Annotated in this window: 12 protein-coding genes; 4 read left to right on the top strand and 8 right to left on the bottom strand. The window is 65.9% G+C overall.

From position 1 onward, the window contains the following. Positions 1-202: 202 nt before the first annotated feature. The 4 genes from VN706_08805 to VN706_08790 form a co-directional block, all read right to left on the bottom strand. Positions 203-2,899: an ABC transporter permease gene (locus VN706_08805; GenBank protein HXT15716.1), complete on the bottom strand. Its 2,697-nt coding sequence runs from the start codon at positions 2,897-2,899 to the stop codon at positions 203-205. A 37-nt stretch (positions 2,900-2,936) separates the two neighbouring features. After that, the gene (locus VN706_08800; GenBank protein HXT15715.1) at positions 2,937-3,284 is read right to left on the bottom strand and encodes a PadR family transcriptional regulator; all 348 of its coding nucleotides are present in this window, start codon (positions 3,282-3,284) and stop codon (positions 2,937-2,939) included. Between the two features lie 106 nt (positions 3,285-3,390). Continuing rightward, positions 3,391-3,909 carry a c-type cytochrome gene (locus VN706_08795; protein ID HXT15714.1) on the bottom strand — a complete coding sequence of 173 codons (519 nt, stop codon included), beginning with the start codon at positions 3,907-3,909 and terminating at the stop codon, positions 3,391-3,393. Positions 3,910-3,924: 15 nt separating this feature from the next. Beyond that, on the bottom strand, positions 3,925-5,760 hold the full coding sequence (locus tag VN706_08790) for a methanol/ethanol family PQQ-dependent dehydrogenase (GenBank protein ID HXT15713.1): 1,836 nt from the start codon (positions 5,758-5,760) through the stop codon (positions 3,925-3,927). 231 nt (positions 5,761-5,991) lie between these two features. On the opposite strand from VN706_08790, the gene VN706_08785 reads away from it, so the two are divergent. Next, positions 5,992-9,075, top strand: coding sequence for a protein kinase (locus tag VN706_08785; GenBank protein ID HXT15712.1), 3,084 nt, complete (start codon positions 5,992-5,994; stop codon positions 9,073-9,075). A gap of 18 nt (positions 9,076-9,093) precedes the next feature. Here the strand turns inward: VN706_08785 and VN706_08780 are convergent, their stop codons facing one another. Continuing rightward, positions 9,094-10,233, bottom strand: a complete 1,140-nt coding sequence (locus tag VN706_08780) for a hypothetical protein (GenBank protein HXT15711.1) — start codon at positions 10,231-10,233, stop codon at positions 9,094-9,096. A 179-nt stretch (positions 10,234-10,412) separates the two neighbouring features. Continuing rightward, positions 10,413-11,504: a zinc-binding dehydrogenase gene (locus VN706_08775; GenBank protein ID HXT15710.1), complete on the bottom strand. Its 1,092-nt coding sequence runs from the start codon at positions 11,502-11,504 to the stop codon at positions 10,413-10,415. Between the two features lie 236 nt (positions 11,505-11,740). On the opposite strand from VN706_08775, the gene VN706_08770 reads away from it, so the two are divergent. From VN706_08770 to VN706_08760, 3 genes are all read left to right on the top strand, one after another. After that, complete coding sequence (locus VN706_08770; protein ID HXT15709.1) at positions 11,741-15,163, top strand: hypothetical protein; 3,423 nt, start codon at positions 11,741-11,743, stop codon at positions 15,161-15,163. A 169-nt stretch (positions 15,164-15,332) separates the two neighbouring features. Then, positions 15,333-16,436, top strand: coding sequence for an alkaline phosphatase family protein (locus tag VN706_08765; GenBank protein HXT15708.1), 1,104 nt, complete (start codon positions 15,333-15,335; stop codon positions 16,434-16,436). A gap of 21 nt (positions 16,437-16,457) precedes the next feature. Next, positions 16,458-16,826 (top strand): DMT family protein, encoded by a 369-nt coding sequence (locus VN706_08760; protein ID HXT15707.1) that lies wholly within the window; start codon positions 16,458-16,460, stop codon positions 16,824-16,826. Here the strand turns inward: VN706_08760 and VN706_08755 are convergent. Both VN706_08755 and VN706_08750 read right to left on the bottom strand, forming a co-directional pair. Continuing rightward, positions 16,782-18,020, bottom strand: coding sequence for a cation:dicarboxylase symporter family transporter (locus tag VN706_08755; protein HXT15706.1), 1,239 nt, complete (start codon positions 18,018-18,020; stop codon positions 16,782-16,784). The genes VN706_08760 and VN706_08755 overlap by 45 nt on opposite strands. 58 nt (positions 18,021-18,078) lie before the next feature. Then, positions 18,079-19,080, bottom strand: a complete 1,002-nt coding sequence (locus VN706_08750) for a M14 family metallopeptidase (protein HXT15705.1) — start codon at positions 19,078-19,080, stop codon at positions 18,079-18,081. Between the last annotated feature and the right edge of the window lie 14 nt (positions 19,081-19,094).

The following is a 19,094-nucleotide window of genomic DNA, read 5'->3' as shown; positions in this document are numbered from 1 at the left end:
GTGGGTCTGTTGAACCGCATGCAAGACGCGATCCGCCGACGGATACGCACGTCACGATGATGAGCAAACGAATATCACCGCGATCCAATCGGTTCCCGCACGCTCACGTTGTGATTTGAGCCTCGTACACTGCGGCGAATCGCGTCAGTAATCGTGACCGATACCGCAATTCGCATCGATCGTTGCACGTCGCAACGTTCAATCAGTCGGAGCGCAACGCGGTCAAAGGGTCCACTCGCGTCGCGCGACGAGCCGGAATGACGCCGGCGATCGCGCTTACAACTGCGAGCGTGAGCGCGACGGAGACGAAGATGACCGGGTCTCGCGGCGCCACTCCATACAACAACTTCGAAAGGAATCCGGTCAGCACCAGCGTCATCGCGGTGCCGATGGTGACCCCAATCACGGAGATCGCAAGTCCCTGTCGCATCACGAGCCGAACGACGCCCGACGTACGCGCGCCCAACGCGACGCGAATTCCGATTTCCCGCGTACGCTGCGCGACGGCGTATGACATCAACCCATAGAGCCCAACCGCGGCGAGCGACAGCGCGAGCGCGCCGAACACCGCGGCGAACACCGCACCCAAACGCGTGCCGAGCAGCGCGCGGCCGTTCGAGATGTGGTCGTCGAAGCTGCGGACGTCGAACACTGGAAGCTCCGGGTCCAGCGTGGCGAGCGTCGCGCGCACCGCGCTCGTGAGCGACGACGGGTCGACGTTCGTGTGCACGTTGAGCGTGAACTGCGGCCGATACCACTGCGCGTATGGCCGGAAGAAGAAGGGCTTGGGCGCTTCGCCGACGGAGAAGTACTGCACGTCGCCCGAGACACCAACCACCTCGAGCAACGGTCCATCCTTGCGGAAGCGAAACCGCTTTCCGACGGCCGATGCTCCGGGCCACACCCGCGCCGCGAAACGCTTCGTGACGACGGCCACCTTCGGCGCGCCCTCATCATCGTGCGCCGTGAAGCCTCGGCCCTCGAGGATCGGAAGGCTCATCGTCGCGAAGTATTCCGGCGACACGATGTTGTTGAAGCAACCAATTCCGTTCTCGGGGATCTTGGCGCCGCTTGTTTCCGGCTTCACATACTCGATGTCGTTGTTGTAGCCGAATGGCGTGTAGCGCGCGAGCGCGGCGGACCGCACGCCTGGCAGCTGCGCGACGCGGCGAAGCGCCTCGGCCTCGAACTGCTTGCCGCGCAGCGAATCATAGCCGCTTGGCGCCAGCGACACGGTCGCGAGCAGCACGTGGTCCGTGCGATAGCCGACGTTGATGCGCGAGGCGTTCGCCGTGCTGCGGGCGAACAGCGCGGCGCACACGACGATCGCGACGCAAACCGCGATCTGCGCGATGACGAGCACCGCGCGCAAACGCTGATGTCCGTGACCATCTGTGCCGCGTGCGCCGGATTTGAGCACGTCGGCGAGATTCGAGCGGCGCAACGAGAAAACCGGCGCGATCGACGCCGCGACGCCCGTCGCGAGGACCACGAGCATGGTGAACGCGAGCACGTGCGCGTCCAGCGCGACGGTCCAGTGGATTGGCACATCGGCGGCGACGCGAACGCCGACGAGCGCGCGCACGGCGATGCTCGCCAGCGCCACGGCGCCCGCGCCGCCGATGAGCGCGAGCATCACACATTCGATCAACACCCGCCGCGCCAGCCGCCACTGGCTTGCACCGAGCGCGGCACGCACGGCGTGCTCCTTGTAGTGCGCCGTCGCGCGCGCGAGCAGCAGTCCACTGACGTTGGCGCATGCGACGGCCAGCACCAGCATGACGAGCGTCATGAACGCCGCGGCGATCGCCGGCACGTTCGCCGAGACGGTGAAGTTGGGCCGGGTGTGCGTCTCTCGCTCCAACACGATGCCGACGTTGCGATTCACGTCGGGATACTCGCGTTCGAGCGTCTTGGCCTTCGCGCTCACGGCGCGCCGCGCTGTCTCGAGGGAGACGCCGGAGCGCAACGTACCGATGATGTCGAACGAGCTCGCCGCGCGGTCGTGCATCGACGCGCCGTACACCGGCCACGTCTGATTGATCGGCGTGAAGCCGTCGACCCGCAACAACGGGTCGACGCCGTGGAAATCGGGCGGCGTCACACCGATGATCGTGATCGGATGGTTGTTCAGCCGCACCGTGTCGCCGATGACCTGCGTGTCGCCGCCGAAATGCGCTTGCCAGAAATCATATGTCAAAACAATGACAGGATGCGCCAGTTCGCCCTGATCCTCGTCGGCCCGAAAGACGCGTCCGAGCAGCGGCTTCACGCCGAGCATCGCGAAGAAGTTCGCGGTCGTTTCCTCCGTCCAGATTCGCTCGGCGCCTCGCCCACCGGCGAGGTTCATGGTGTTGGTGCTGTAGGCGGAGAGTGCCGAGAAGATCGACGTGTCCGCGCGATAGTCGAGATAGTTGAGGTACGACATCTCGTGCGGTGCCGGGAGCGCCGCATCCGTTTGGCCGAGCAGCACGAGCGCGTTGCCGTTGGGCACTGGAATCGGCCGGAACAGGTACGCGTCGACGATGCTGAAGATCGCCGAGTTGAGTCCGATCCCCAAGGAGAGGGTGAGCGCGACGACGATGACGAAGCCCGGTACGCGCGCGAGCGAGCGCGCGGCGACGCGGATGTCCTGCCACAGGTCGGTGAACAGCTCGACGCGATACGCCTGTGAGCGGTGCCGCTCGTCCATGTCACGCAGCGTGGCGCGGGCACGCTCGACGTCGCCGAATTCGCGCAGGGCGCGCTCGCGTGCGTCGGTGGGAGTGGCCCCGCCGGCGATCAGCTCATCGGTGCGCGCGTCGACGTGAAAGGCGATCTCCGCCTCGACGTCGGCGGGAATGTTCGACTGCCAGAAACGGAGATAGCGGTGCCATTGCGGGAGGTCGGTGCGCGACATGGGATGGCCCTCGCCGTGTTGGGGCACGCAGAAGCGTTCAGGTGGGCTGGGTGGTCGCGTGAATGACTTTCGAGACAGCGACGGCGTAGCGGTCCCACGTCGAGGCGCGCGCGCGCAACTGTTGGCGGCCTTTGGTGGTGAGCGTGTAGTACTTGGCGCGGCGATTGTTTTCGGTCAGACCCCAGTCGGCTTCGATCAAGTCGCGATGCTCCATGCGGTGGAGCGCGGGGTAGAGCGCACTGTCCTCGATCTGCAGGACGTCGTCGGTGGTCTGGCGAATCCATTTCGCGACGCCGAAGCCGTGCATGGCGCCCCAGGAGAGCGCCTTGAGGATCATGACGTCGAGCGTGCCCTGCAGGAGTTCGAGGTCGGACGAAGCGGGCATGGCGGGTACCCTCAAGAAGTGAGGGTAGTATTGACCTCTTCCCCTCAGATGTCAAGGGGAATCGATCGCGGCGGCGCCGGCGGCGCCGGCGGTGCCGCAGGTGCCGTCAGTGCCCCGTGCGCGCGATCGTCTTGCCGGTGAAGTTCTCGGTCGCGACCTCGTGTCCCTTCGAGAGCGTTTGGACGTACGCGACGAGCCGCCAGATCTGGTCGTCGGCGATGCGCCCGCCCCACGCCGGCATACCGTCGGGCCGCCCTTCGTAAATCGACTGGTAGATGTCGCCCGCCGTCCCGCCGAAATGCCAGCGCCCGTCCTGCAAGCTCGGCCCCATCGCGCCGGAGCCGTCGGCGCCGTGGCAGTCGAGACAGTTGTACGAGATGAACAGCTTCGCGCCGTCCGCCGCGCGCGCGGCATTCCCTTCATATGGATTCTTTAATTGCGCCCAGCGTCCCGTGAATGGCAGGCCCGGCTTCATGTGGTCGGGATGCTCAACGAAGTAGGTGGCCTGATTCCCCGGCCCCGCCTGCGTCGGCGTCGGCGCCGCGGGCGCTTGTGTCGCGCTGGTGATGCGCGCCGCAACGAGCCCAAGCCCGATCACGCACGCCGGTACGTATAGAGTTCTCATATGCCGGTCACCGGCTCACAGTGAAAACACAAACAACATCCCGCCCCAACTCGTGTACCGCGCGAGATCCGGCAGCGTCGTCCCGCGCTCGCGCACATCGTAGGGCAAATTCGCCGCCACGTCGCCCGCGATGAGCAGCCCCATGTCGCCGCCGATCCCCGAGTAGATCGCCACGTACTGCTTGCCGTCCGGCCCGGTGTACGTGATCGGCGCGCCGACCACCCCCGAGCCCACCTTGAACTGATAGAGCACCTTGCCGTTCCGCGCATCCACCGCCTTGAACCAGCCGTCGAGCGTGCCGTAGAACACCACGTTGCCCGCCGTCGCCAGCACGCCGCTCCACACGGGATACGGCTCCTGAATGCCCCACACCTTCTTGCCCTGCACCGGATCCCACGCGATGAACTCGCCCTTGTAGCCGCCGGGGCCGCCGGTCTCCGGCGCGTTGCCGCCGATGTACGGCGTCCCCGCGATGTACGTGACTTCGCGCCCCTCGAAATCCATGCAGAGATTGTTCGTCGGCACGTAGAACAACCCCGTCGTTGGCGAGAACGCCGCGGGCTGCTGATTCTTGCCGCCCTCGAGCGACGGACAAATGTCCTTGACGTTTTTCCCCTGCGCCGTGGCCTTGTCCACGTTCACGATCGGCCGCCCCGTCTTGAGATCCACACCTGACGCCCAGTTCATCGGCACGAACGGCTTGGCGCTCAGCACCTCGCCCGTCGCGCGGTCGATCGTGTACGCAAAGCCGTTGCGGTCGAAGTGCTCCAGCACTTTCCGCGTTTGTCCGTTCAGCGGCAGGTCGACGAGAATGTTCTCATTGACGGCGTCGTAGTCCCAGATGTCGTGCGGCGTCGGCTGAAACGCCCAGAGCATCTCGCCGGTATCGGCGTCGCGCGCGATGATCGCCGCGGTCCACTTGTTGTCCCCCGGCCGCTGATTGCCGTTCCACGGGCCAGGGTTTGAAGTTCCGTGATATATGATATTTAACGCCGGATCGTACGAGAGCCAGCCCCACACGGCGCCGCCGCCCACCTTCCACGACTCACCCGGCCAGGACGACACGCCCAGGTTGGCCCCTCTGTCCCGCGGATAGAATGGCTTGAACCTGGCGCAGCACTTCATGTCGGCGTCCGGTCCCACGTTGTAGGCGCGCCACACTTCCTTGCCGCTCGCCAGATCGATGGCCGCGATCCAGCCCCGCACACCCATCTCACCGCCGCTCGAGCCGACGATCACTTTGCCCTTCACGACGATCGGCGCCATCGTGATCGTCTCGCCGCGGTCGAGGTCCGCCATCTTCACGCGCCAGAGCTCCGTGCCCGTCGCGGCATCCACGGCGACGGTGTGACCGTCGAGCAGGTTGTACACGATCTTTCCGTCGGCGTACGACGCGCCGCGATTCACCACGTCGCAGCACGCGACGCCTATCGCCGCCTGCGCATTCTCCGGCCGGTACTTCCACTTGAGCGGAAAGCCGGGCTGCGTCAGATCGATCGCGTACGCCACGTTCGGATACGGCGTGACCACGTACATCGTGTTCCCGACCACGAGCGGCTGCCCCTCGTGCCCGCGCAGCACGCCCGTCGAGAACGTCCACGACACGTGCAGCTTGGCGGCGTTCGCCGGCGTGATCTGTGAGAGATTGCTAAAGCGGCTGCTCGCGTAGTCGCGCGCCGGCAGGCTCCATTCGCCGTCCTTCACACCGTCCGGCGGGGCCACACCGATCTTGGCGCCGGCCACGAACACCGTGTCCCGGGTCCCGCCGTTCGAACCCGAGCTCGACGACGAACGACATCCCGCGACCGCCAGGACGGCGAGGGATCCTCCACAGATCGTTCTACTGCGCATGGACGCTCCGGGCGTGGTGTTCGATGCGGCGTAGCGGCGTAAACGTGCGCAAATGGCGTGCTTGTACGGTTGCGCCCGCCATTCTGGAACTGTCGCGAAACATCCATAGTATCTAGCGCGTCTGGTGTCCGGACTGTCTGTTATTCCCGAATCCCACCTCCAGACGCATCGGTGAGCGCCGTCGGACGTTCAACGCCAGCGCCCATCGCCCAACGCCCATCGCATCGCCGTATGCCTGATATCCGCGACGAGCTCCAGTCATCACTCGGATCCGCCTACACCCTCGAACGCGAGCTCGGCGGCGGCGGCATGTCGCGCGTCTTCGTCGCCGAAGAGACCGCGCTGGGGCGAAAAGTCGTCGTCAAGGTGTTGTCCCCCGAGCTCCTCGCCGGCATCAACATCGATCGATTCCACCGCGAGATCCAGCTCGCCGCACGACTTCAGCAGGCGCAGATCGTTCCGGTGCTCGCCGCCGGCGAATCGCAGGGCGTGCCGTACTACACAATGCCGTTCGTCGAAGGCGAGTCGCTCCGCGCCAAACTCGCGCGCGACGGCAAGCTCCCCGCGGCCGAAGTCGTCAACATTCTGCGCGACGTCACGCGCGCGCTCGCCTACGCGCACGAACACGGCGTCGTGCATCGCGACATCAAGCCCGACAACGTGCTGCTCTCCGGCGGCACGGCGGTCGTCACCGACTTCGGTATTGCCAAGGCGCTGAGCGCCGCGAAGGACGCGCGCTCGACCGACGCCGGCCTCACGCAACTCGGCACGTCGGTCGGCACGCCGACGTACATCTCGCCCGAGCAAGCCGCCGGCGATCCGGACGTCGACGCCCGCTCCGACATCTATTCGCTGGGCTGCATGGCGTACGAGCTGTTGTGCGGCCATGCGCCGTTCCCGGATCGGACGCCGCAGCGCACGCTCGTCGCGCATCTCACCGAAGCACCGAAGCCGATCGGCGAGCTCGTGCCCGATGTGCCGCCCGCGCTCGCGGCGCTCGTCATGCGGATGCTCGAGAAGGAGCCCGCCGCGCGGCCCCAATCCGCGCACGAGATCGGCGCGGCGCTCGACGCCGTGTCGACGGGATCGTTCGCCAGCGCCAGCGGCGGATTCGTCGCCGGCCTCAACGCGAAGTCAGGCATCGCGCTCTACGCCGGCGCCTTCGCGATCGTCGCCGTGCTCGCGAAGGCGGTCGAGATCGCGTTCGGACTTCCGAATTGGGTGTTCGTCGGCGCGATGATCGTGATGCTGCTTGGTCTGCCCGCGGTGATCCTCGCCGCGCTCGGACGCAGCCGATTCGTCACGTGGCCGCGCACGCTGCGCGCAGGGGGGGCCGCGCTCGGCGCGTTCACCGCCGCGGTTATCGCCATCATGATTTTGCGCGTCTTCGGCATTGGGCCGGCGGGATCGCTGCTTGCCGCGGGAACGCTGAAGGGTACGCCGCGCCTGCTCGTCATCGACTTCGACGCCGGCAAGGACTCGTCGCTGTCGCACGTCGTGACCGAAGCGGTGCGCACGAATCTCGGCCAATCGAAGGCAGTCTCGATCATGCCGCCCGCGGCGATCGCCGGCGCGCTCGTGCGCATGCAGCGTCCGCCCGCCACGCCCGTCGATCTCAAGCTCGCGCAGGACATCGCGCAGCGGGAAGGCGCGAAGGCCATCGTCTCCGGCGGCGTGACGCCGCTCGGCAACGGCTATGTCGTCTCGCTGCGATTGGTCTCCACCGACTCGGGTGCCGAGCTCGCGGCGTATCGCGCGACGGTGGATGGGCCGAGCCAGCTGCTCGACGCCATCGACGGACTGACGCGCAAGCTGCGCGGGCGCATCGGCGAATCGCTCAAGTCGGTGCGCGATGCGCCGGCGCTCGACCAGGTCACGACGACGTCGCTCGACGCGCTGCGCAAGTATGCGGAAGCGAACCGTGTGCTCGATTTCACCGGCGACCACACCAAGGCCGCGCAACTGCTGCGTGAATCGGTGGCGCTCGACACGACGTTCGCGATGGCGTATCGGAAGCTCGCGGTGACGCTCAGTCAGCTTGGCATGCCGAAGCCGTCGATCGACAGCGCGATCAATCGCGCCTACGCGAACCGCGGCCGGCTTCCCGAAAAGGAGCGGTACATCACGATCGCGACGTTCTACACGATGAGCGACAGCTTGAGTCGCCCCAAGGCGATCGACGCGTATCAGCACGCGCTGGCGATCGACAGCACGGACGCGATCGCGGTGAACAATCTCGCGGGCCTCTATACCAGCATGCGCCAGCTGTCGCGATCCGAGTCGCTCTATTCGGCGCTCAATCGTTCGCCGCGCGCGTCGCAGACGAGCATGAACTCCGAGCTGAACATCTACGCGCTCGAGGGCAAAATGCCGCAGGTCGATTCGATGTACAAGGAGATGGCGCGGCGTTTCCCGAATTCACAGAACGTGAAATTCCTGCCGCCCGCGTTCATGTACATGCGCGGCCAGGTCGACTCGAGCCAGGCATTCTGGCGGAACTACGTCAGCGACCCCGATCCGATCATCAAGCAAAGCGCGATCGCGAATCTCACGCAGTACACGCTGCTGAACGGACGCATCCACGACGCGTTGAAGCTCAACGACCAGGTGCGAAAATTGAACGTCGCGCGCGGTATTCCGGCCAACCCGCTCGGCGATTCGAGCCTCAGCGCCTACATCGACATCTGGTATCTGCAGGAATTCGACAAGGGCATTCGCGCGCTCGATGCCGCGCAGGTGACGACGCCGTTCAAAACGCTGCGCCTCGATCAGCGCCCGTACTTCGGATTTGCGCAGTACTACGCGTGGGCCGGCCGCCCCGACAAGGCGCGCGCGATGATCGCGCAGTTCGACGCCGACGTGCGCGATCCGCAAGTACGCGCGCGCTACGAGCCGGGACGCCACGCGACCATGGCCGAGATTCTGCTCGCCGAGAAGAAGCCGGTCGAGGCGATTCGCGAGATGTGGAAGTCGGACTCGATGCCGGACGGACCGATTGGCTCCTGCGAACATTGCATGGACGTGAGCCTCGGCCGCGCATTCGATCTGGCGAACATGCCGGATTCGGCGATCGCGCATTGGGAGCGCTACATCAACGAATCGTGGCTGCGCAGCGCGGGCGGCGATGCAACCTATCTTGCCGGCGTGCACAAGCGGCTCGGTGAGTTGTACGAGGCGAAGGGCGATCTCGCCAAGGCGGAATCGCATCTGTCGGCGTTCATCGACATGTGGAAGAACGCCGATCCCGAGCTGCAGCCGAAGGTGGCGGACGCGAAGCGGCGGCTGGCGGCGATTCAGGCGAGGCTGAAGGGGTAGCGCAACGGGTAGGCTCGACTACTCGTCCGCCTGCGCCAGCCGCGCGATGTACTGGCGCTTGAACTCCGTCAGCACGTCGTCGGCGAACAGCTCGTCGGCGATCGACGCGATCTCCTCGGCGTCCTTCCACGCGGTGTGCAGCGCATCGAGCTCGCCGAGCAGCGCGCGGCGCTCGATGTCTTCGTTGGCGGCCATCTCGAGCGCCAGGCGGTCGACCGCGGGCAGCCGAAAGAGCGGCGTTTCTTCATCGCTGCCCGTGCCGCCGCGTCCCCAGAACGATCGATTAGCAAGTTGTAATGCCAGGCGCTCGGAGAACGAGCCGCGCTGCGCGTGCGGCTCTTCTTCCGGCGCGTCGGGATAGCGGCCCCACGACGTACGCATCGCCAGCGAGGCGACGCGCGCGAAGTAGCCTTGCGGATCGCCGGCGTCGTCGAGCTTCGCGATCGCGTGCTGGACTTCGGCCTGGCTGGCGACGCCGAAGTTGAGCGTCGCGAGCATCTTGCCCGCGACGCGCAGCGCGGCCGATTCAGCGAGCGTCGCGACGCCGGTATCGTGCACGAGCTTGAGTTGCCACGGCGCGTCCTTCTCGGGGCGCACGAGCTGCGCTTCTCCGAGATGCGCATAGCGAACGACCACCGGGTTGCCGAATTCGTCGTTCGCGCGGAGCAGGACGCCCTGCTTGCGACGGAAGGTGCGCATGCGGAGCACGGCGTCATCGCTGAAGCCGATGCCGTGGGCGTACCCGACGAGCGCGCCGGCCGATGCGCGCGCGATGAGATGGGCGCCGCGCACGAAGAGACTGCGTGGTTGTTCGGGTTCAGGCTCGAATCGCGCGAGGCGCGTGCCGTAGCGCCACGAGGCGATTTCCGGCAACAGGGCCGGGCCGATGCGCACCAGCTCGAAGTTTCCGCGAAAGCGCGCCAGGCCGATGTTGTCGGTCGACAGTCGCAGCCTGGTCCCGCGGAACAGTCGCTCGCTGTCGTCGATGGCTTCCCAGCGCTCGTCGAGCGGCGTGAGGTTCCAGCGCCCGCACCGCGTGCAGATCACCCACAACCGCCCCTTCTTCGGATCGAACGCCAGCCGCCGGCCGACCGGGAAGGCCGACAGGAAGTGGTTGGCTCCGAGATCGGTGTGGCAGAAGAGGCAGGTGGTGTACACGCGATGGGCGTTGGGCGATGGGCGATGGGCGTTGTCTTTCCTTGAGCGTATGGTCTCACGCGTCGGATGGACAGTGCGGGTGATGTCAGAGGCTTGTAAGCGGCGTCAACCGCCCTTCGCCCATACGCCCATACGCCCATACGCCCATACGCCCATACGCCCATACGCCCATACGCCCGCTAGTTAGGTACAATCACCGCCTTGATCGCCGTCCGATTCTCCACCGCCGCCAGCGCCTCGTCCGCCTGGTCGAGCGTAAAACGCGCCGTCACCATCTCGCGCCACGGCTTCTTGTCGCCGTAGCGCGCCGTCAGCGCCACCGCGCGATGGAAATGATCGTAGCGCGAACCCCAGCAGCCCTTTACCTCGACGTGCTTGCGGTTCAGTTGCCAGTGCGGGTTGATGTCGATCGATCCGTTGTCGGTATACTGGCCGCACACCACCACGCGGCCGCCGTCGCGTACGAGATCGAGCGCCTGCTTCACCGCTTCCGGTGCGCCGCTCGCTTCGATCACCACGTCCGCCCCGCGGCCGCCCGTCACGCCGCGCACACCCTCGACGCGCGCGCTCGGCGGCAGGTCGAGGCCGAGCGTCGCCGTCGCGCCCATGCGTCGCGCGAAGTCGAGCCGCTGGCGCGGTGCACCGATGGCGATGATCTCGCCCGCGCCCGACAGCGACGCGAACGCGACGCACGACTGCCCCACCGGGCCGACGCCAAGCACCGCGACCGATTCGCCGAGCCGGACTTCGGCCATGTCGACGGCGTGAAGCGCGGTCACGAGGCCACAGCCGCCGCCGATGAACGTCTCCGCGTCGAGCTCCTTCGGCAGCTTGATCATCTTCACGCCCGGCTTCATCCAGATCGCCTCGGCCCATCCGCCGAGCAATCCTTCCTTGGCGCTGTAGCTGATGCCGTAGACTTTGCGATGCGGACACTTGGTCGGCTGCCGCGCGACCAGACAGTAATAGCAGTTGTTGCAGGTTTCGTGGACGTCGAGGAACGTGACCGTGTCGCCTTCCTTGATCGTGTTGCCCTCGATGTCCTTGAGCTTTCCGCCCGACGATTCGACGACGCCGACGGAGACGTGTCCCGGAATGATCGGGAATGGAACGTCCAACTTTCCGTGATAGAGATGCACGTCGGTGCCGCACACCTCGGAGAAGGTGGTGCGGAGGAGCGCCGCGCCCGGCTCGAGCGCCGGCGTCGGCAACTGGATCATGCGCAGCGGCTGGTTGGGGCCGGTCATGATGACGGCGTTGTGGGTTTTCATGGGCGTCGGGGCGTCGGGGCGTATGGGCGTCGGGGCGAAAGATCGAACGACCCGAACGACAATGTACGTGACAGCGATGGGTCACACACGGCCCGACGCCTCGACGCCTCGACGCCTCGACGCCTCGACGCCCCGACGCCCCGACGCCCCGACGCCCCGCCAGCACTCGCATCTCGCCCTTCGTAGAGGTAATGTCGTGTGCAGGCCTCTTTGTCCCCCACACAGCAGGATTTGCTATGCAACGATCCCGTTTGATCACCGCCGTCTATGCGGCCGCGAGCGCCCTGGCGCTCGCTTCCTCTGCGTCGGCGCAAATGCTGGATTCCTCAATCATTAGCGCCTTCCGATGGCGCGCCGTCGGCCCCTCGAACTTCATGGGCCGCGTCTCCGACGTGCAGGGCATTCCCGGACCGTCCAAGACGTTGTACGTCGCCGCGGCGGGCGGCGGCATCTGGAAGTCGATGAACAACGGCATCACCTGGAAGCCGATCTTCGACGACCAGGACGTCGCGGCGTTCGGCATGCTCGCCATCGCGCCGAGCGACACGAACATCATCTACGCCGGCACGGGCGAGCCCAACTCGCGCAACACCATCGAGCCAGGCGACGGCATCTACAAGTCGACGGACGGTGGCGCCCACTGGACGCACCTTTCACAACTCCGTCTGTCGCAGCACATCGGCCGCATCGTCGTCGATCCGCGCAACGCCAATACGGTATACGTCGCGGCGCTCGGTCCGGCGTGGAAGTCGGGTGGCGAACGCGGCCTGTACAAGTCCACGGACGGCGGTCAGACGTTCACGCTCATTCTGCCGGGAAAGAACGCGAGTACCGGCGCGATCGACGTGGCTATGGATCCGTCGAACCCCGATGTGCTTTTTGCGTCGATGTGGGAGCGGTATCGCACGCCGTTCTCGCTCAATTCGGGCGGCTCGGGCCAGGGGTCGGGCCTCTTCAAGTCGACCGACGGCGGACGCACGTGGAACGAGATCAAGGGCAACGGCTATCCCGAAGGCCCCAAGGGCCGCATCGGCATCGCGATCTCGCGCAGCAATCCGCAGGTGGTCTATGCGCTGACGGAAGCCGCGTCGATCGCGCCGGGCCCGATGCAATTCCAGCGCAACCCCGCGGCGAACGGCCTCTATCGTTCGGCCGACGGCGGCGCGCACTGGGAGCACATGAACAACATCGACACGCGGCCCTTCTACTACTCGCAGGTGCGCGTCGATCCGAAAAACGAGAACCGCATCTACTTCTCGTCCACGGAATTACAAGTCTCTAATGACGGCGGCAAGACGACGATGAACGCCGCCCAGCAGGTACACGTCGACGATCACGCCATCTGGATCGATCCGAACGATCCCGAGCGCTGGGTCATCGGCATGGACGGCGGCATCGCGATCACGTACGACCGCGGCGGCAACTTCTGGTATCCGCGCAACCTGCCCATCGGCCAGTTCTACGACGTGAGCTTCGACTACGCCGTGCCGTACAACATCTGCTCCGGCGCGCAGGACAACGGCGCGTGGTGCGGACCGAGCCGCCGCCGCAGCACCCCGAGCAACAACACGTACTGGCGCACGATCTCGGGCGGCGACGGTTTCTATACCGCGCAGGATCCGACGGATCCCGACATGGTGTGGGGCGAGTCGCAGAACGCCGGCATTCAACAGACGAATCTCCGCACCGGCGCGCGCGGACGCGTGAACAAGCCGACGTGGAACGAGCGGTACCGCATGTGGGCCGACTCGATCGCCATCCTGCTCGGCAACAACACGGTCGCGTCGGACCGCGCGACGCAGCAGCGCGTCGACGCGTTGCGCGCCAAGCAGCGTCAGGATTCGATCGATCTTCAGATTCGCTACAACTGGGAATCCCCGTACTTCCTGTCGCCGCACAACCCGCAGGTGTTCTACCTCGGCGGCAGCCGAGTGCTGAAGTCGACCAAGCGCGGTGAGGATCTGTATCCGATCTCAGGCGACCTCTCGGTGAAGACCGATCCGGCGCAGGAGCGCGCTCGCGTGGCGCGCCTCGACACGGTGGAGCACTACACCGGCGGCGTCACACTCGACATTACGGGCGCCGAAGCGTACGGCACGGTGGTCGCGCTGCAGGAGTCGCCGATCAAGCCGGGCCTGCTGCTCGCCGGCACCGATGACGGCAACATGTGGATCACGCACAACGACGGCGCGACGTGGGACAACCTCACGCCGAAGCTCGACGCCCTCGGCAAGCCGTGGGATGCGTACATCGTGCGCGTGGAGCCCAGCCACTTCGACACGCTCACGTTCTACGTGGCGGCGGAATCGCACCGCACGAACGACTTCAAGCCGTATCTGTGGGTGACGAACGACGGCGGCCGCACCTTCCAGTCGCTGGTGAACAATCTTCCGTCGTCGAGCCCGCAGGATTATCTGCACGTCATTCGCGAAGACCCGCACAACCGCGACTTGCTGTTCGTCGGCAGCTCGCGCACGGCGTATGTGTCGGTCGATCGCGGCAAGACGTGGAGCCGCTTCTCGTCGAACCTGCCGACGGTGCCGGTGTTCGATCTGCAGATTCATCCGCGCGACCACGAGATCATCGCCGCCACGCACGGCCGCAGCTTGTGGGTGGCCGACATCGCGGCGCTCGAGGAGATGACGCCCAAGGTCGTGGCGCAGAGCACGTATCTCTTCGCGCCGAAGACGGCGTATCAGTGGGGCGAAGGTCCGCAGCTCAACTTGCCGGGCAACGGCTACGGCCAGTCGGACATGACGTACATGAATCCGCCGTATGGCGCGGACATCGTCTATCGTCTCGGCAGCGGCGCGCCGAGCAATGTGACGCTCGTCGTGAGCGATGTGGCGGGTGATACGCTCGCGCGTCTCAACGGCCCGGGTGGCGCGGGTGTGCATCACGTCGATTGGAACTTCCAGGCGATCGCGCGTCGCGTCGCGACCGAATTGTCGCCGTCGCAACGTCGTGACAGTGTGTTGCTGCACGCGCGCGCGCCGCAGGTGCTCGATTCGTTGACGCGTGCCGGCTACGACACCGCGGCAATTCGTCAGGTGCGCGCCGCGGTGAACGCGATGTCGAATCCCCAGGCCGCGGCGAACGCGTTCGCTGGCCGCGGCGGCGGTGGTGGTGGACGTGGCGGCGCCGGTGGCCAGGCGTGCGACCACCCGACGACGCAGTGGGAAACCTTCTGCGCACGGCCGGCTGAAGTAGCGGCGGCTGGGCGGCGTGGTGGCGGTGGCGGACGCGGCGGCGCGGCGTTCTGCGCAGATACGCAGGGTGCGGGTCCGACGGGTGTGGCTGGTGCCGCGGCGCCTGTCGCGCGCGCGGCACGTGGCGGCCGGCGTGGTGCCAACGCCGCGCAGGGCGCGATGGGCGATCAGGCGCTGGATCCGGTCGATCGCATCTGGCAGCTGATCGGCTTGAACAATCCGTGCGCCGGAGGAGGCCGGGGCGGTGGTGGTGGCGGTTTTGGCGGCGCGGGCGGCTCGCTGGCGAACACCGGCGACTATCTCGTCACCATGGTCGTGAACGGCCAGACGTACAAGCAGACGTTCCGGGTCGAGCGGATCAGCGGCGATGCGGACGTCGGTTCCCCGTTCGGCGAGGACGACCACGACGGTGCGGGCCGGTACACGCCGAAAACGCCCAAGACGAAGTAACTGCGAAGTAACAGCGGTAACTGCGAAGTCTCGGACCGGCTGGTAGAATTGAACGGCGGCGCTTCGGCGCCGCCGTTCGCGTATCGGAGACCGAGGGCCCCTCCGTCGGGACGGGGGTCCTTCCCCTTCGCTTCGCCCGGGGTCAGGATGACACATCAAATCATTATCAATGTTTAATTACAAAATTCTTATCGCTGGACTCCTCGGATCATTGATCACGGGCACGGTGGCCGCCCAGGGCCGCCGCGGGCCGCCGCCGATCAAGCACGTCTTCGTGATCGTGCTCGAGAACACCGGCTACGACACCACGTTCAGAGACAGCTCGAACGCGCCGTACCTGGCCGACACTCTGCGCAAGCAGGGTGCGCTCCTGCGCCAGTATCACGGCACGGGGCACGTGAGCCTCGACAACTACATCGCCATGATCAGTGGGCTCGCGCCGACGCGTGAGACGCAGATCGACTGCCCGCGCTTCATCGACTTCGTGGACACCGCCTCGGCGAAAGACGGCCAGCCGGCGGGCTATGGCTGCGTGTATCCTGCACGTATCCAGACCGTGGCCGATCAGCTCGACGCGAAGGGCCTGACCTGGAAAGCGTACATGGAAGACATGGGCGCGACTCCCACGCGCGAGCCGGCGACCTGTGCGCATCCCGTCATCGGCTCGATTGACTCGACCTCGCGCGCGACCGCCCTCGACAATTACGCGACCAAGCATAACCCGTTCGTCTACTTCCACTCGATCATCGACACGCCGCGCTGCCAGCAGAACGTCGGTCCGCTCACCGGATTCGAGCAGGATCTGCAATCGGCCGCGACGACGGCGAACTTCAATTTCATTTCGCCGAGCTTGTGTCACGACGGACACGACCATCCGTGCCGCAATGGAGAGGCGGGCGGCCTCATCTCGGCGGACGAGTTTCTCCGCCACTGGGTGCCGATCATCACCGCGTCGCCGGCATTTCGCGCCGACGGTTTGCTGATCATCACGTTCGACGAAGCGTTGACGATCGACGCGACGGCGTGCTGCCACGAACAACCGGGGCCGAACGTTCTTCGTCCCGGAATCAATGGTCCAGGCGGAGGGCGCATCGGCGCCGTCCTTCTGTCGCGTTACATCAAGCCGGGCACAGTCTCAAAGGTGCCTTACAATCACTACTCGCTGCTGCGCAGCGTCGAAGACATCTTCGGCCTGCCGCACCTGGGCTACGCCTCGCAAAAAGGCTTGTCCGGCTTCGGATCGGACGTCTTCACCCGTCCGCGCGGCAAGTGAGCTCACTGCGCCGGAGAACGCGTGTCGCAGATTCGCACTTTCCTCTCTGTTCCGATCGTTCGCGTGGTCCTCTTGCTCACCGGATCGAACGTCTTCATGACGTTCGCGTGGTACGCGCACCTCAAGAACCTTCACAATCGCCCGTTGATCGTCGCGATTCTCGTGAGCTGGGGCATCGCGTTTCTGGAGTATTGTCTGCAGGTGCCGGCGAATCGTGCCGGGTATGGTGCGCTGTCGCTCGGCCAGCTCAAGATCATTCAGGAAGTCATCACGCTCGCGGTGTTCGTTCCCTTTGCGCTGCTGTACATGAAGCAGCCCATCAAGCTCGACTTTTTGTGGGCGGGCCTATGTATGGCCGGCGCCGTGTTCTTCGTGTTCCGCGGCGGCTGATATCGCCGGATCGCGCGACAGCAGCAGCGTCACCGATACGTCGGACATCACGATCACGAGAGTCTTGAAGATGTCGGGAATGGCGTCGAGCGCGATCAGAATGCCAATGCCCTGCGCGGGCAGTCCGACAGCGGTGAAGTAGGGCGTCGCAATCAGCAGCCCGCCGCTCGGAATTCCCGGAACGCTGAAACTCATCGCGATCGACACGGCGGCGACACCGATCAGCTGCACCGCGCCGAGTGGAACGCCATACAACTTCGAGAGAAACAGGGCGTATACGACCCACGACAATCCGGTGTTCGCGCGCAGCAGCGATACGCTGAGCGGAAGCACGACGCCGGACACCGCGCGCGGAATACCAAGGATTCGCGTACACCCGTCGAGCATGGCGGGGAGCGCGGCGAGTGAGGATCTCGTCGTCACGACGACCACCTGCGCCGGCGCGAGCGCGCGGACGAATCGCGCGAGCGGCGTCTTCGTCATAATGGGAATGACGACGTAAATGATGATTGCGACCGCGCCGAGCAGGACGACGTTGCTCATGAGGTAGAACGCGATCACGTGCGCCGTCGCGTTCCCCAAGTGAATCGCCACGGTCACGGCCAGCGCGAACGCGCCCACCGGTGCGGCGAGCAGAATCCAGCGCACGATCACGCCCGACGCGTCAGCGATCGCGCGAAAGACGTCGGCGACCGGCGCGCGTCTCTGGGAGTCGAGCCGCGAAAGCGCCAAGCCGAAGACGAGTGCGAAGACGATGAGCGGCAGCATCGCGCCGTCCGCCGCGGCTTTGAGAATGTTCGACGGCACCAGCCCCGCGACCCACGCGCCGAACCCGGGCAGCGGCGCGGACGATGCATCACCCGCGCTCGCGCGCAGCGACGCGGCCGATGCTGCGTCGACGTGCAATAACGAGTAGAAGGGCGGCGCCACGAGCAGCCCGAACGCCGCGATCGCGACGAGAAAAATGATGAACGTCACGATCGCGCGCCGGCCGAGCCGGGAGAACATCGCCGCGCCTTCGCGCGACGCGATCGTGGCGACGAGCAACGACACGACCAGCGGCACCACGGTCATTCGCAGCGCGTTCACCCACAGCGTGCCGATTGGCTCGACGGCCGACGCGAACACCCGGCCCGCCGATGAATTCGTCCAGGCGATGCCAAGACCGACGACGAGACCGAGCGTGAGCCCGATCAGCGCGCGACCGGTGGACGATGGCGTCTTGATGCGCGAAGCTCGCGGAGTTTGGACGTTATGCGGCGGTGGGATCGTGCTGCGCGTACGTGCCGACCATCGCCACGGGTTCGCCTTCGCTCATCGCGGGCGATGCGACCACGTACAACACGACGCCGTCGATCGGTGCGCGCAGTTCGGCGATCGACTCGCCGAAATAATCCGTCAGGCGGCCGAGGAGCGCGCCGCTCGTCACGATGTCGTTGGGCCGAACGGCGGGGTACCACAAGCCGGTGCCGGGACTCGTGAGCACTTCCGACGGCTCGATCCACCTGGGCTCGACCATCGCGCGCGCCCCGGCGAGCATGCCGAGGTATCGCATGACGCGAACGGCGCCGCGGACGTTGAGCGCGACCATGTCTTCGGTCGGCACGCCAAGCTCGCCCGCTTCCGTGGTGACCGCGGGTTTGCCGCGGACGTGCGCGGTGTTGGAGCAAAAGAGCGATGCGTCGCGATTCGCGGGTCGTCCGCGATCGACGACGATGTGATCGAGACCGAACGCGAGCGCCATCTCGCGCGCCTTCGTGTCGACCGCGTCATCGAGACCGAGCTTGTTCCAATAGGAGTAGGGCCGCAGGGCTTCGTTGCCGTCGCCGGAATGGATGTCGACGAGATAATCGCACTGGTCGATGACCTGCGTGGTGATCGCGTGGGCGATCCGCTCGGACGACGTTCCGTCGGCGCGGCCGGGAAACACGCGATTGAGATTCTTCCAATCGTGCGGCCCCCGGTAAATGGTGCGGCGCTGAAACGACGGCACGTTGACGATGTGGACGAGAATCAGGGTACCCGTCAATTGGTCGGGCTGAATCTCCGCGCGCACGCGCTGGAGGGCGACGATCGGGGACGGTTCCGAGCCGTGCGTACCGGCGATGAGCGCCAGCGTTGGTCCGGCGCGGACGCCGGTGACGATCGTGACCGGGATGCGCGCGCCTGGATCGCCGGTGTCCGGCACGTCGATGAATCCCGAAACCTTTTCGCCGGCGCGACCGGTGGCGGTGCCAATGGTGAGGACAGTCATGCGCGCCAAACCTT

It is taken from the genome of Gemmatimonadaceae bacterium (genome assembly GCA_035606695.1).
Lineage (GTDB): Bacteria > Gemmatimonadota > Gemmatimonadetes > Gemmatimonadales > Gemmatimonadaceae > JAQBQB01.
Note: the sequence above shows the minus strand (reverse complement) of the source record. Positions and strands in the feature narration are given on the sequence as shown.